Origin of the sequence: Treponema phagedenis (assembly GCF_008153345.1) — a bacterium.
GTDB classification, from domain to species: Bacteria; Spirochaetota; Spirochaetia; order Treponematales; family Treponemataceae; genus Treponema; species Treponema phagedenis.
The window spans coordinates 2,652,973-2,667,510 of the sequence record NZ_CP042818.1 but is presented as its reverse complement, the minus strand read 5'-3'; the positions used below and the strand labels follow the sequence as shown (position 1 = coordinate 2,667,510).

Genomic DNA, 14,538 nt, shown 5'->3' with positions numbered 1-14,538 from the left:
ATTTCTCCTTACTATAATTAGTGTAATTGCCCGTTATGAAGTAATACTTCGCATTCAAATTCGTATTCCTCTTGTACGCTCAGTTTCGGATGCTCTCTATGCGCTCGCTCGCCTCATCAATACCCGCATGAGAAAAAACGGAGTCAATGTCTTCTTTGCTTTTACATGCTTTTAATTGTTTGAAAAGAGGCGGCGTCTCCTCTTCTGTTTTTAACACAAGCCCCAGCATATCTAGCTTATTAAGAACATTTGACAACCGTCTTACATTGAAAAACAAGGCAGTTGTCATTTTATACAATTCTTTTTGTGTTGTTTTTCCATCCGTCATGCTATAATCATTATTAAGCATTGCAGTTAAAAGATAGATTTGCTTGTCTTTTAAATTTTTAATGTGAAAGCGCTCAAAACTATCCTCTATTTCCGCTTCGTTTTTGCATACTCGCAAAACTGCAAGAACTCTGTTATCAATATTCAAGGTTTCTCGTACCTCCTGCTAAAATAGTTTTTTTACCTTCAAAAACACCATCGCACCGAGAGCAATAAAAGCCGCTCCAGCAACAGCTGACAAAATCACAATAGCCCGCTTTTGCTTTTCAATTTTCAACTCCTTTTTGTGATTGTCTTCCGTCATTTTGCTTAGTGCCGCCTGCGCCTCTGTTTCGTATGCGCTGTAGGATTTTTTTAAACTCTTCAATACTTCCCGCTCCATCTGTAATTGATTTTTCAAGCTCGCTTGCAAGCTCGCCGCTTTGTTCAATTTTTCCCTCAAGCTCTGTATTAGTAATTGCTGCGCTTGTTTGCTCGTCTCCAAGTTTTGACAGATTGTCTCTAACCTTATTAACTCCGTCTCCGAGATTGTGTATTCCGCCTCGTGTGCAGCAGCCGGAAAACAAAAACAGACAAGCAAGCAAAAAAATAATCTTTTCATTTTTCATGTTCCTCTCCTGAAAACAGGTTTAAAAATATCGCAGCAAATGCAAAACCGAATAAAAGAAATAATACAAAACATCTACCGACAATCATCCAATCCCTTCCTTTTTTCGCAAAAAACCTAAAATATAGGTATACGATCGGGTAACAATATACGTCCCCGTTTGTGCAAAGCCATCCTGTTCAAATACGCGCATACTTTCATTGTCTGCCGAAATAACAATTGCCACGTGCCCGTATTTATTCCCTTTTGTCGGCATAAAAACTGCAACGTCCCCTGCTTGCGGCTTTCCTTTTGTACGCGGTATTCGCTCGAAATACTTCATCTCTAGCGGCAGCTTTTCATATTTTGTATATAACTCGCTTGCGCCGATTACTCCGCCTGTGTGTGGGATTTTCAGCACGTCCTTACAGTACTGCCGGAAAAGGTCAACGCACTGTGCGCCGTAATGCCCGTCATAGTCTACTTTTTTCCCGAGATATTTTTTTACAAACTCATCTAAGCTCATTTACTCCCCCTTCACTTCCTTTGACACTGACATTTTTCAATTTTGATAAGTATTTTTTATTTTTTTCGATTGGATATGAGATACTGTTTTCTATGTATTCATCTGTTTTAAAATATCGCTTTGACATTTCATACATGCGGATTTTTTCTTCAATGTGTTTTGTGAAAAGGTCAATAACTTCGTCCTCCCATTCTGATATAAGCTGCTCTAGGGGTTTTTTTACCTCCGCCCATTCAGGATATTTTTCGCCACATGATACTTTTGATATACGCAATAAAAATGTTGAGTAGGCATCTCTAATATCTTTGAGGATATCGTTTAGATACGCCCTGCGCTCATCGCCGCTTAACTTCTCCCGCATGTTGTTGTAGTCAAGCCGCTCGTTCAATTCATCTTTAATAATGTTGATTGTAGATATTGACGGGAAAGGGCAATGGATAAACGGTTCAAACATTGTCGCTATCTTTTCATCCATACGCCGCACCGATCGCCGCAAATCGGCGGTTAAGTGTGCGTCAATATCCATGCTTTTTTTAAAAAGACTTTTCCGCAATTCTTCGTCGTGCATCACCATTGCCGTTTTCCGCTCCGCCTCTTTTTCTTTTAACTCAATATCTTGTTTTATGTCCTCTATTTTCTCGTCCATCTTCCCGATAGAAAGGCTTTTATCGCCCATCCCAAAGCGGATGCCCTTCATCATAATCACGATAAAAATAAGGAAGGCTATAACTAAAATAACGCCCCACCCGATAGGCGGTATCCCCGCTGCTTTTTCCATGTAACACCTCCTAAAATCAAAAAAAAATAAAAAAAGGCTGTGAACTTACTTACAAGGGCATACTATCCCCGTCAATCTAAAAAGGGTGCTCTGTATCCCTTAAAATTAGATTTTGTAAATAAATTCACAGCCTTCTTTTAAAAGTGCCGCTTTCACCTATCCGTTTTACCCGCTGCGTTCTTAAAGCACGAACCATACAACGGCAGACAGCTAAAATTGTAAAATATCAGTTATTGATACTCTTGTATCAACCGCCGGCAGTATAACTGTTTTTTTTATTTTTTGCAAGTATAAAAATATTAGTGCTTATTTTTTTTCTCCGTACATTTGCTTGTATTTTTCGGCAAGCTGCATTTCGTAAATTATCGGCACCTTCTTTTTTCCGCTTGCTTTGTATTCTTTTTCTACCGCTGCAACAGCAGCATCCCATTCTTTTTCTTTGCCGTTTTGTTTTGCGATTATTGCGTTCATTTCATCAGTTCCCCACCGCGTCCAACCGCCCCTGCAATGCGGATGAATAGCACCGACCACTAAGGTTTTGTTTTTTGCATCAGGTTCTTTCCCCTCCCAAATTGCAACACTCGCATACGGGTCTTTTATTTTATCACTTGCAAGCGGAACATCTGACCACAGGGCTATTACGCCGTTAAACTTTTTACAGGTTTCGCAACAGTTCGCCATTTCGAAACGCTTAAAATATATTTTTCCGCCTTCAGCATTGCCGCTTTGCTTCGCCTCCTGCACTTCATCAAGAACCCGCGCGAGGTTTGCCGTGTTTACCGTTTCGGTATCAACTATTCTTTTCCAGCTGCGATTTTCTTGTGCAAATTTATTATACAGCTCCTGCGATATCTCCGACTTTGATTTTCGCCCTCTAATTCCGTCAAGCAATGTTTCTTTAATCCCATTTTTTATCTCATCATTTGCCCTCGTGATTAAATGAGTAGCATAGTCTTCGCATACTTGATAGCGGGCTTTTTCCGCTCGTGATAATGGCTCTCCTAAAACGCTTTCGAGGTTGCGATAATCTTCGCGTATCCACTCAAATGTTTTTCCTTTGTATTTTAATTCACCGATTGACAGCTTCTCCATATCCTTAACGGATGAAAGCTTTGCTATTCTTTTTAAGAGTTTTTCTGTGGTAACCGCATCAAGCGTTATTTTTTTGGCTGCCTCTTTTGTGTTCATATTGAGCACGTTTTCAATTGCCTTAATGAGTGCGTCAAAATCCTTTTTTTTAAGCGGCTCCCCCGTTTCAGGGTTAAATATGATTTTTCCGTTATAACGTAATTTTGTATTTTTAAGATTAAAAAACCTTATTAAAAAGCTTCTCAAGTTTTCAATTGTACTTGAAAAAAGAGCCTTGCGCACGATTTCAATATTCATAATCGGCAAACCTAAAACAGAGGCAATATCTTCATAGAGTGATTGGAGAATGAGCGGGTATAAATTATACCAATACTCGGCAAGCTCCTGCTTAATCGGAAAAATATGCTTTTCCCCGCTTTCGCTTGGCTCTTTATCAATACCTATCGGTATATCAAGCTGTTTTGATACGGCTCTAATTGCTTTTAAAAACTTTTCTTGACTGTTTGCCGGTGTGGGATTTTTTATTTCTAAAATAATATCAGGATATGACTTGTTTTTTTCCGCTGTCTGTGGTACAATATCCTCAGTTGTAGGACGTGATACGTTGGGGTAAGGCGGCAGGAATAAGCTTTGGTTGATAGCTTCACCGCCATTGTGGGCTAACCTTCTTTGAAGGACAGTTTCAGGACGAAAGTCGCTGCTAGCCAGTCCGCCGCCCGTAACACTCGAGGGGCTATCTCTGTGAAGCAATATAGAGATAGCTTTTTTTATTACTGAATTGATTTTTTTATCTGAATGTGATATACTACTTTCAGTTGTAGGACGTGATGTATTCACGCTTGCCGTGTTGGATAATGACGACTCGAACTTACGGAGATACGCTTCACTATCTCTATGTAAGGCCTGCCCCTGCAAAGGGTTGATGTGGCACGTGCCGCCGTCCATGGCATGATTATTATTTGAACCGTCTCTGTGAAGTATTTTGGAGACGGCTTTTTTTATTACTGAAATATATTTTTTAGCATCTGATTTGAATTTTGAAACAATAACACTGATTGCTTCTTCTTTTCCGTTTATGTTTGCCCTTCCGATAATTTCATAATAGACAAGGTCTTTTTCAACCCGTACTGAATGGCAAACCCCCTTATTTTCACCCTCTAATATTTCTTTGGCAAAAGGGAGCAAGCTTACACGTTCCGCAGTCTTATCTTTTCCTCTCGGCTTATTTCCACCTTTAAGACTTATATGCTTAAAGCTGATATTACCAAAGCTTATCTTAGTATAATTCAATGCGGGACATTTTCTTTTTTCAGGGTTACGCTGCCAATCTTTCTGCCACTCTTTGATAAATTTATTTCCTATTTTTTTTGCATTTTCAGGTATAACCGCAAGCGGCTTGGCTGTGCAAACCTCAACCTTTGCCCGTGCGGTTTTGCGGTCGGTTTCGTATGTATACACCCATTGCCCGTTTTTAAACTCTTTTTTAATGTACTTATGGGTTTTTGCCTTTTCCAACAGTTCTCCGTTTAACTCACAGGGCACATTAAGGAAGGCGGAAAGCACCCGCACAAGGTTTTTTAGTTTTTCTTTTTTGTTTTCTTCGGTTATGCCGCTAATTGCAATTTCTATATTTTTTATTTTCATTTTTCTCCTCGTTTTATTCTCATCATGTATACTTTTTTATACTTTGTTCTCGTAAAAATTGATTTCCGGATATTGCCATAATAAAAGCTTTTTCTTTAGCTTATACACTTCCGTCTTAACACCCTTCACATCCTCGACTATTTCTACCCCGCCTTTTGTCGTGTAGCGAAAATCGGCGACATAATGGGTTGCCCTTCCGCCTTTTTCCGTTGCAGGGATAATTAAGAATTTAGGTTGTAATTCAAGGTTTTTTATCACGCCTGATTTTTCTAAAAGTCTTAACTCCTTGTATCGTAACATTTCCGCCTTGCTTGCAAAAACTATGCCGTCTGCCGTGCGCTGCTCTTTAGGGGCTGTTTTATATTTATGCCAATGACTATAGCTCACCTCTTCCCCTGCCTCCGTATCGCCTCAATGAGCTGTTCTTTTTCTGCCGGATTGTTGTCAATTAAAACGGCTGAATTACATTTTAATGAGCATGTTGTTCGCAAATTAAAAGCATGGTCTATAATGCCTATCCCGTACTTTTTTATGTTTAGTTTTGTTTTTGGTATTCTGTGCGCCATCTGTCCTGTTGTCCAATCTATTTTTTTACCGCAAACGGTACATTTAAAACCGTCTCGATTAAATACGTATAGGCGTGTTTTTCTCATAGAGTCTTTCATGCACCTACCTCGTCTCGTTCTTTTTTACCATTTACCAACCAATAATCAACATCGTAAACAGGGATGCCGACTTTCAATGCGGTCGAAGCCTCAATGTTCGCTCCCTTTGATTTTTCCCAGCCGCCTAAAAGAGCTACTCCATCACATCCTAACAATTGCATTAAATCAAAGCGCATCTTTTCATCGTAAGTTGCCCCTTCGGTAAATTCAAAATCGGCGGGATTGATAACCGTATAGCCGCTTTCCGTTAGCTTCCTTTCTGCTGCTTTAAACTGTGTTTTATAATCCGGAACATTCGTTATTCCGCCCGAGATATAGAGTTTCATGCACGCTCCTCGCTTAATTCTTTTTCGAAGATTAATTCTGATTGCCCTATGCTGCTATCTTCTTTTTTTGCCTCTTGCCCCTTATCAAGGCTAATAGGATAGTTTGCGGTTAAAACCTCTATTTTTTGATTTTTTTTTGTTTCCGTTTTGTGTCATTGTGTTTACCATTTTAAATTCGATTTGATACCATTTATTATTTTTTGTGTATTCGGATAGCTTCTTATTTCTAAAAGAACTAAGCAAGAAATTTCCTTTTATGTTTTGTAATGTTTCTAAAAGGTTATCAAAATCTTGTTGCGTATAACCGTCATAATGTCCTTGATCTGTACCTACATAGGGCGGGTCGATATAGTGGAATGTACCGGCTGTATCGCGGGAAGCAATAACCTTTAAGGCATCGCAATTTTCAATTTGCAGCATTCTAATTCTATTCGATATTTTATCCGTAAACTCATCTATTTTATTTACAATCGTCTTTGTTATACTCTCATTCTTTTTTGCATATGCGAAACCACTATTAAGACGATTTCCAAATGACATATTAGCTTGTACCCATACAGCCCATGCTCTTTTTACCGTATCAAACATGTCAGGGTTTTCGTAGATTACGCGGGCATGTCGGTGCATTTCACGGCTATGCAGCGTTTTCATAATTTCTTTTTGGAGTGCAGGGAAGTCTTCTTGTACAACTTGGTAAAAGTTGATGATTTCCGCATTTGTATCGTTGATGACTTCAGCTTGTGAGGGTTCTTTCGCGAACAGAACAGCAGCACCTCCGCAGAAGGGTTTGCAGTAGATTTTATGTTCAGGAATAAGTGATACAATCTTTTTTGCAAACTGCTGTTTGCCGCCGTAATAGCTTAATGGTGGTCTCATGCCGATAGTACCTCTTTGTTAATAAAAAATGAGCGTAAATAATCCATGCCTTTTTGGAAAACTTCTGTTACCAGTGATATTTTTGTTTCGCCCTTTGCATTCCTCCAGCTGCTTTCCCGCACTCTAAAATAGCCCCGATTGATATATTCTTGGTATGGGATATTATCTGCATTGAGGACTTTTGCATTCCGCAGCATTTTAAAAGCGGTATTGCGCCCGAACGGTAGGTGTAAGACCTTTACCGCTTCCGCCATACTGATAGCCCCTTTACTTGAGGTGAGGGCATCGGCAAGCTCTACTTTCGGTTTTTGCGCTTCGATTGTTTTTTCCGCTATGGTTAATCTTTCATTTAATGAATTGATTGTGTTTTGGGAAACCTGCAAGGCTCTTGCCATTATCATCTCGGGAGTGTTCCACGCTTCCTCAACCTTAATAAGATATTGCCGTATTTTCCGCCCCTGCTCATTGTTTTCTACCATCGCCAATTCTTTGGCGGCTTGGACGGTTAGTAAATAATCTTTTTTGTTTTGCCCGCCGTGAATCTCGCTCCCCAAATTCGGTGAGCAAGATTGATAATCTTTCCCTTCGATTAAGCTGTATTTCTCAATACGCTCTTTTATCCATGTTGAAAAATCTCTGCCAACCTGTAATTGCATATGCAGTTCCCGCGCATTTACATATTGACGGTTTTCTACGGTATCAATTTTCAATATTTCATTTTGCTCAAACTCTGTTCCGGCGTTTTCAACCTTACTTTGAAATGTAAGGTTAGGCGGTACAGATGTCGTCGTCGTTTTATTTTTTGTTATCTCGTTCATCTCTTTTTTCTCCCGTTAAAAAACGCCTTTCAGAAAAACATCTTGCGTAAAAGGAGTAAAAAAAACGCACGTGCTTTCTGAAAGGCAAAATGATTAGCTATTTTTTCTTCTCATAAAAACTCAAATAGGCGTACACAACGAACGCCGCAAGCCCGACAGCAGCAAGGACTATGAGCCCTTTAAACCGCACAAAGCCTGTTATAATCAATATTAGAAGACTAATTCCAAGCGGAATAAGTGCCCGCTTTTTATTGCGTTTTACGCAATCATAAACGCCGAATGCGCCGCCAGCCAAAATAATAGCTGCCCCGACACAATCAATCGGAACGGTTTGTCCGTAGTTCATAAATAATACGCCTGCCAAAACAAGCCCGACAATTAAAATAAAAATTCGTGTAATTTTCATATTGTTCCTCCCATCCATAATTTAAACTCCTTTATATTGCTATGCGTATTGCTTCTCTTTTAATGCCGAAAGATTTTGATAGATTATTCCATTGTTTATTTTCATTGTTGTTTTTATCTCCTCCATGCGGCGCATCCTGTTCCGCTTGCTCGATTTCCGAATTGGCTTGCTGCCCATCGTTATCGCCTTCATTTTGTTCATCATCACCTTCGTTATGTTCTTCATCATCGATCATACCGCCCATGCCGCCGAACATACCGCCTGCATCTTGCTGCTTTTCTGATTGAAGAATCTGTACAACTTGCGGATTAAGCGGTACGGTAGACCATGACTCATTAAATGGTTCTAAGCCTTTTTCAATGCGCTTTTCATCGATTGTTTTAAACGTTCCTACCTCGCTTCTATCAATTTCTAAGACAAGGCGGGAATCGCTTTTTTCGTAACCGACAAACTCAAATTCATAATCGGGGTTCTTTTCCTGCAAGATTTTATTAAGGTGCTTTTGTAAGAAGCTGAGCATGTCTCCAAGCACAAGACTTTTACTTGCCTCGAGTTTAGGGCTTACATCGGCTCCGATAAGCGGTGCTGACTTTTGGGAGTGGAGCCCTAGGTCTTCCATACTGAAGCCGAAAAGCCCGACAATGCCGGAAAGCTGCAAGTCAAACCATGATTGAAACTCCATATCCTTATTGCTGCCTTGTAAGTTTATCCACTCAAAGCGTCGATTGCTTTCGCCGCCCGCACTTTTGCCGCTCGGGATAATCGGCACCCGCCACTGGCTGGACGGTGCGCCCGACATAAGATTGACAATGTAGTCTTCAATTTCTTCGACCTCATCAAGATCGGCATCGCCGTTAAGCAAGAGCATTCCTCTCGGCAATTTGTTTTCGACAAAGAAACCTGCGTTAAACATGAAAGTATTTATCGAGGAGGTGATTAAATCGATTGCTTGTTCCACAATTGAATATCCGTATCCGGAACGCTCAACATCGGTTCTCGGGTTCATGCAAGTGAATATAAAATCGCTTCGGCTGTAAAACGCATACGGAATATTGTTAATAACCTGCACGTATTTTATGCCGGTTTCTTCTTCGCTTTGCGGTAATGACATTTCAATCGTTGCGGGGTCTACTGCCCAAAAGGCTCCGAGTTCTCCCGAGCGTGTCCGCTGTAATTCGGTTGATATTTGGTCAAGCTGGCAGATGTCCCGGATTATTTTGGAGGCGTACGCATCCAAATCATCTTCGCGGTTATTGTCTTGAATATCTCCTGTCTTAAGCATAAAATCGGCAAGCACTTCGGCGGTTTTCCGCTCTCTTTCATTCATACCTTCTTTTTTGTCTTTCGCGCTTTTTGCAATAATTCTAAACCCGCGCGTGTTTTCATCGGTAGACACTTTTAAGAAGGGGCGCACTTTTCTAATGAGGTTACTAATACAAAGATTAAGAACCCATGCCTTCTCTGATACTCGGCGCAAAATGCGGTAGGATATTTGCCTGCCGTAATACGGGGATAGAGTCCGCACTCTTCCCCATGCGTTCGTATTCATTTGTAACGGGTCGTAAAAAAGCGACTGCAAGCCTTTTTGTTTGTCTACTGTGCCAAAGAGGGCACTCTGCTGTGAAAATGCCGTACGGCGAGCAACTTGTTTTCGCACCATTTTATCAACGTCGATTTCTTCAGTTTTTATTTGATTTGGCGCAACAGCCTTTTCTACAACCTGCACTTCATTTGAAGCAAGCCCGGTGTTTACTGCTTTTTTAATCTTGTCTTTCCGTTTGTTCTTTTTATTCTGTTTTCTCATGACGTATTTTCCTCCCCCTCATCTCATCATGGTTATTTTATCTTTTTATCAATTTGCGCAAGGGTCTTTCCTCTAGTCCGCCTGCTTGAGCTTTTTTTTGTTTCTTTTTTTCCGGCTTCATTCCGTTGTTTTACCTGTTGATAAAAGCCTGTTGTCGCCTGCGCCGTATTCCCAATAATCGCATGATTGGCAAGGGCAAACGCCCAAAAGCTGTCGGCGTGTCCGTCTTTATCCCGCGTTGAATCATAGCGGAAGCTCCCGCCTGCACTCGGTATTCTTTTAATTGAGTGAATTTGCTTGCGAAATTTTTGGTCGTTGGGCAATAAAAATTCCCTTTTTTCCAAACCGGTACGGACACCCATCGCAAGCACTTCTTTTGCCGGTGTCGTAAAATCAATACCTTCAAGTTTTGATTCTCCAAATTCTTTTTGCAATGTTTCTGTTGTGTCTAAGCCTTGCCCTGTGCGGTCAATGCAGCCGCGTACAACAGGTAACTGCCTCATTATCTTTCTGATTTCATCGCGCTGATATTCAAATTTTTTATTTTTCATTTCTATTTCCGCAACGCATTTTTTTTTTCCGTCAACCACGCCCAAAACATAAATAACGGCGGCGTCCCGATAACGGGCTACGTCATAGCCTAAATAAAGGGCTCCATGTTCTTCGCGAGAATAACCTGCACAAAGCTCATCGCTTGTACGAAAGATTTTTATTTCAAGGTCTTTTTCATCCTCAATGTCTGCATCTTCAATATTGCCGCCTCTAATTTCTTCAGTGCGGTCTTCCGCTCTCATACCCGGCGTGTTTGCATAGATTAAATCAAGGGTAATAAAACTCAACGCTGAATCAATAAAGGTGCATTCAAATTCTTGTTGGAAGTCTTCTAAAAGCATTGCCTCGAAGGCTTCAATAACAGGAGGCGTTCCATAGCGATACACCCGCTCTTCTGTATCCATTGCGGGAGCGTTGCGCACCGCCTCTTCAACGTTTGTACAGAGTGCTGCAGAAAACCACCAGGGAATAGTGTAGCGGTTATAGGTTCTGTATTTTTTCTTGTCGATAAACACATCGTAGAACCGCCCGATTTTACCAAGAGGAGTGGAGCCTATTTCCACGCACCCGCCGCGCGCTGTTACAGGGATGCCTGCCGTGTAAATAACTTCCGCCTTGTTCTCAGGGTATATAGCCATCTCATCAAAGACTATATCGCCTCCGCGCCCTCTCGGCGGACGGCACGCTATTGAAATAAGGCGGCTTACTGTTTTACCGCTTTTGTCGTAAAACTCCATTGCAGTTTTTGTACAGGAGCGCAGTTTCTTTTTTGCCTTCGGATGAATGGATGCATAAAACTCTTGTGCGTATTGTATTTTTTCTTTTGCGTCTTCTTCGTTATAACTTACAAACTGCCTTACGTATTTTGTGCGGTTACCATCCATCGCTTTTACCAAGCCTTTTAGGGCGGTGATAAATGAAAACCCGGTACGGCGGCTTTTTAAAACAATACTATGCCGCTGTGCATCCATTAAAAACCGCTCTTGCCAAAAGTCCAGGTCAATCGGTTTTTCATCTACTTTTATAAAGGCGTCTGTATAGTTAAGCCGCTCATCCGGTGTAAACAATGCCCCCATTTTTATACCTCCGCCGCCTGCAATTGTGCGGCACAAAACAGAAAAAAGAGGGTAAAAAACGGCAAAAATATAGGCGAATATAGGCGTAAATAGGCTCTTTTCATCATTTTAAAACTCCTCGCTGCCCTCATTGCTCAGCTCGAGAAAGTCGGCCGATTCGCTTATTGCGCGCTTTTTATTACGTGCGGAAACTTTTAACGCCAAGCCCTCTTTGATAATCTCCGCAACAAACTCAATATTATCCCCTTCATCGCCTTGCTCTCGCTCAAAAAGCTTTTCACGGATGCGAATAATATCCGCCATTGCTTTATCCCGATCGGCGAAAATATACACCCATGTATTGTTGCCGCCCTTAAGGTCCAGTCCGTCAATTACCTGCCGCTGCTGCGGGGTAAGGTCTTGTAAATCTTTCAGCTCTTCAATTTCAATTATTTTTTCGATACCCTCTTTGGTTATAATTGTCTTTTGTTCTTTCTTTACATAATCAGCTAAGTCATAATGAATACGCCTTTTTTTTAGTTCGAGTATTTTATAATATTCTTCATCGAGGTCTTTTTTTATGTTGGTGTCTAATACATACCGGATTGCCTTTGCAACAGTATCTTTTTTGCGCAAGCGATAGCCTTCACTCGTTGGGCTTTTATAACCCGCCAGCTCTGCAGCGCGGGCTTGCACCATAAAGGCATCGCTTCCGGGATAGGTATACCAGAACACAAACCGCTTTTCTTTTTCGGTTATTTTTGCATCGCCGACATCAAACGTTTCCATACTGATAAGCACGTCGTTTTTCGAAAGCGATGCTTCTTTTTTTACGCTCTTTTTTGCGGCGCTTGTTTTTGCAGCGGTTGTCTTTTTTAGTTTTTCTTTCGGCTTTTTTTCAGGTGGAGTTTCTTTTTCTTTTTTCATGCTTGCGCCTCCGCTGTCGGTATTGTTTTTGCTGCAACTTCAGAAGGACATTCATGCAGTTCATATCCTTGAATAAATCGCCCGCGCTCATTGACTAGCGTTTTTAATTCGGCGTTTACGATGAGAATAGTGTTATCTTTTGAGGCAATATATTTGACAGGCTTCTTGCATGAAGGGCAGACAATCATTTATTCACCTCCTTGCAAGTGGAGGTCTTTTTCTTTTGTTGAGATTGTACTTTTTTTATTATTTCATTTTTTGGAATACGTGAAACCGTGCGGCAATATTCAATATTTCCTTTTTGAAAATAAAAGATGAGTTCCCCGTAAAAGCTCTCTTTACAAAGGGAGTCAATAAAGTCGTGGATTTCAGATTCGCATTTGGCGTTTTTGGCGTGTTGTAAATTTGAACAGTGTTCTTGTTTCTCCCCCAGCATACTTCCCCAAAAATGAACAAACCTTGTCCTTATTAAAAAAAGACAAGACGCTTAAGAATGTTCATTGAGGGCACGGCTAGGTTACTCTCAAGAATTTAAATAATACTTTTTATAGTATAGACAAATTAAAAATAATTGCAAGCGGATGAAATGTAAATAGCAGCAGTATTCTAAGCCTCCACCAAAAATCTTGGTTATTAATTCAAGAGATATTAAAAGACTGGCTTCTTTTTGTTGCAAAGGCCTTAAATAATCCTTTGTTTTTTTCAAAGCTTCTTCAAAAGAATCGCTGTAAAAACACTCTCCCTTTATTCCAACAAGATCTACTGCAGTAAGACACTCTGCTTTAAAAATATGCCCGCCATGTTTATTGATAAGCGCATCCAGTCCATGTTCATCTTTTGCCTTGATTAAATCATTAATCTTTTTTGTTAAATCCATTTTCATTCCTCCTATTTGTTAAAAACTAAAACGGTATAGCCTCTTCATCCGCCGCATTGTAATTACCTAACACCCCGCCCGAGTTTCCGCTCGCTCTCTCATTCCCGCCCAATAGCTGCACAAACTGAACATCAATGATTACGCGGCTTTGTGTCTTCCCGTCCTTTTCCCATCGCTCTTGTTTCAGTGAGCCTTCAATTGCAATCTGTTTGCCCTTCGTTAAATACTGCTGAAGGCTTTCTGCCGTTTTACCCCATAACCGGCAATCAAAAAAGCTTACTTCGTTTTGCCACTCATTGCCAACCTTGCGGCTTTGATTAACCGCAAGACTGATATTCCCTACGGCTGTTCCTGAAGCCGTATAGCGTAGCTCAATGTCTCGGACAAGCCGCCCAACTAACATTACTTTGTTTAAGTCTGTCATAAATAAAACTCCTTATATTTTTATGGTTGTTTATAGCCTTCGTATTTCCAGGTCTTTGTCCATCTTTCTTCACTCCTTCTCATTTCTTAAAACGGGTCTATAACTTTCAAAATTAAAATTGACAACTATACCCAACTCCTTAATTCTGTCCCGCATTGCCTCTCCTCCGTGCAAGTCTATAATTTGACATAGACGTTCAAGGTCAATGTTTCCAACAAGCACAACCGGCAGCATTTCGTTGTAACGGCGGCGCAAGATTGTATTAAGCCAAGTTATGCGCCCTTCGGTGTTTTTCACCTTGTCAATTTCGTCAATCACCAACATGGGCGCATTAGCGTATTTATCAAGCGTTTTGTTTAAGCCTGCGCCGTATCCCGCTTGTGCGTCCAGTAAGTCGGTTGAGACGTCGTCAAAATCTCGGAAGATGCCGCCCGTTAGTTTTAGCACAGCATGCGCGAGATGAGTTTTACCGGTGCCGTTTTTGCCGAGCAGCAAAAGCCATTTGTTATTCGGATTTTTCGCAAACGACAAAACGCTATCCCGTGCGGTTTTGTTTTTTTCGTCAACGACAAAATTTTTAAAGCCGGCATTGCGGTACCGCTTGGGCAGCCCGTCTATTTTTTTTAAGCGTGCTTCAAACTGCTCAAGCTCTTTTTGCGTTTCGAGTTCCGCCCGCTCTCGATCCTGTTCACAAAGAGGGCAAGGGGATGCTTCGTTTGTTCTTGTGTCAATGAGGCATTTGTATTCACCGTGTGTTTTACATAAAGCTTTTGATTGCCGCAAATAGTCCGGCAAAAAAGATTGCGTAATATTTACCTGTTGCCATTTCCCTTGTTTTAAAACTCTCATAGTCTTTTA

The 14,538-nt window shown here is 40.9% G+C and carries 18 protein-coding genes; all 18 read right to left on the bottom strand.

Annotated elements, in window-relative coordinates; genetic code table 11:
* Positions 1–79: 79 nt before the first annotated feature.
* On the bottom strand, positions 80–475 hold the full coding sequence (locus tag FUT79_RS11740) for a hypothetical protein (protein ID WP_148879069.1): 396 nt from the start codon (positions 473–475) through the stop codon (positions 80–82).
* Positions 476–593: 118 nt separating this feature from the next.
* Positions 594–935: a hypothetical protein gene (locus tag FUT79_RS11735; protein ID WP_148879070.1), complete on the bottom strand. Its 342-nt coding sequence runs from the start codon at positions 933–935 to the stop codon at positions 594–596.
* A gap of 84 nt (positions 936–1,019) precedes the next feature.
* On the bottom strand, positions 1,020–1,439 hold the full coding sequence (locus FUT79_RS11730) for a CHAP domain-containing protein (protein ID WP_002695145.1): 420 nt from the start codon (positions 1,437–1,439) through the stop codon (positions 1,020–1,022).
* Positions 1,426–2,217 (bottom strand): hypothetical protein, encoded by a 792-nt coding sequence (locus tag FUT79_RS11725; RefSeq protein ID WP_148878653.1) that lies wholly within the window; start codon positions 2,215–2,217, stop codon positions 1,426–1,428. The genes FUT79_RS11730 and FUT79_RS11725 overlap by 14 nt, the downstream gene beginning before the upstream one ends.
* A 306-nt stretch (positions 2,218–2,523) precedes the next feature.
* Positions 2,524–4,950, bottom strand: a complete 2,427-nt coding sequence (locus tag FUT79_RS11720; protein ID WP_148889695.1) for a hypothetical protein — start codon at positions 4,948–4,950, stop codon at positions 2,524–2,526.
* Between the two features lie 36 nt (positions 4,951–4,986).
* Positions 4,987–5,337 carry a DUF1064 domain-containing protein gene (locus FUT79_RS11715; protein ID WP_044634588.1) on the bottom strand — a complete coding sequence of 117 codons (351 nt, stop codon included), beginning with the start codon at positions 5,335–5,337 and terminating at the stop codon, positions 4,987–4,989.
* Entirely contained in the window at positions 5,334–5,615 is a 282-nt protein-coding gene (locus tag FUT79_RS11710) for an HNH endonuclease (RefSeq protein ID WP_024751714.1), read from the bottom strand. Before FUT79_RS11710 ends, FUT79_RS11715 begins: the two co-directional genes overlap by 4 nt.
* Positions 5,612–5,941 (bottom strand): DUF4406 domain-containing protein, encoded by a 330-nt coding sequence (locus FUT79_RS11705; protein WP_024751735.1) that lies wholly within the window; start codon positions 5,939–5,941, stop codon positions 5,612–5,614. Before FUT79_RS11705 ends, FUT79_RS11710 begins: the two co-directional genes overlap by 4 nt.
* Before the next feature lie 90 nt (positions 5,942–6,031).
* Entirely contained in the window at positions 6,032–6,817 is a 786-nt protein-coding gene (locus tag FUT79_RS11700; protein ID WP_244951092.1) for a DNA adenine methylase, read from the bottom strand.
* Positions 6,814–7,635 (bottom strand): antA/AntB antirepressor family protein, encoded by an 822-nt coding sequence (locus FUT79_RS11695; protein ID WP_024751624.1) that lies wholly within the window; start codon positions 7,633–7,635, stop codon positions 6,814–6,816. The genes FUT79_RS11700 and FUT79_RS11695 overlap by 4 nt, the downstream gene beginning before the upstream one ends.
* Positions 7,636–7,732: 97 nt before the next feature.
* The gene (locus FUT79_RS11690) at positions 7,733–8,041 is read right to left on the bottom strand and encodes a hypothetical protein (protein ID WP_039914875.1); all 309 of its coding nucleotides are present in this window, start codon (positions 8,039–8,041) and stop codon (positions 7,733–7,735) included.
* 31 nt (positions 8,042–8,072) lie between these two features.
* Complete coding sequence (locus FUT79_RS11685) at positions 8,073–9,845, bottom strand: phage portal family protein (RefSeq protein ID WP_148884481.1); 1,773 nt, start codon at positions 9,843–9,845, stop codon at positions 8,073–8,075.
* 32 nt (positions 9,846–9,877) lie between these two features.
* Complete coding sequence (locus FUT79_RS11680; protein WP_148878755.1) at positions 9,878–11,473, bottom strand: phage terminase large subunit family protein; 1,596 nt, start codon at positions 11,471–11,473, stop codon at positions 9,878–9,880.
* Positions 11,474–11,581: 108 nt separating this feature from the next.
* Positions 11,582–12,379: a hypothetical protein gene (locus FUT79_RS11675; protein WP_148884482.1), complete on the bottom strand. Its 798-nt coding sequence runs from the start codon at positions 12,377–12,379 to the stop codon at positions 11,582–11,584.
* On the bottom strand, positions 12,376–12,567 hold the full coding sequence (locus FUT79_RS11670) for a hypothetical protein (RefSeq protein WP_044634232.1): 192 nt from the start codon (positions 12,565–12,567) through the stop codon (positions 12,376–12,378). The genes FUT79_RS11675 and FUT79_RS11670 overlap by 4 nt, the downstream gene beginning before the upstream one ends.
* Positions 12,568–12,902: 335 nt before the next feature.
* A complete protein-coding gene (locus tag FUT79_RS11665; RefSeq protein ID WP_148879533.1) occupies positions 12,903–13,262 on the bottom strand; it encodes a hypothetical protein in 360 nt (119 codons plus the stop codon).
* A 19-nt stretch (positions 13,263–13,281) separates the two neighbouring features.
* Entirely contained in the window at positions 13,282–13,680 is a 399-nt protein-coding gene (locus FUT79_RS11660; RefSeq protein WP_024751666.1) for a single-stranded DNA-binding protein, read from the bottom strand.
* A 69-nt stretch (positions 13,681–13,749) separates the two neighbouring features.
* Positions 13,750–14,529: an ATP-binding protein gene (locus FUT79_RS11655; RefSeq protein WP_024751636.1), complete on the bottom strand. Its 780-nt coding sequence runs from the start codon at positions 14,527–14,529 to the stop codon at positions 13,750–13,752.
* Positions 14,530–14,538 lie beyond the last annotated feature (9 nt).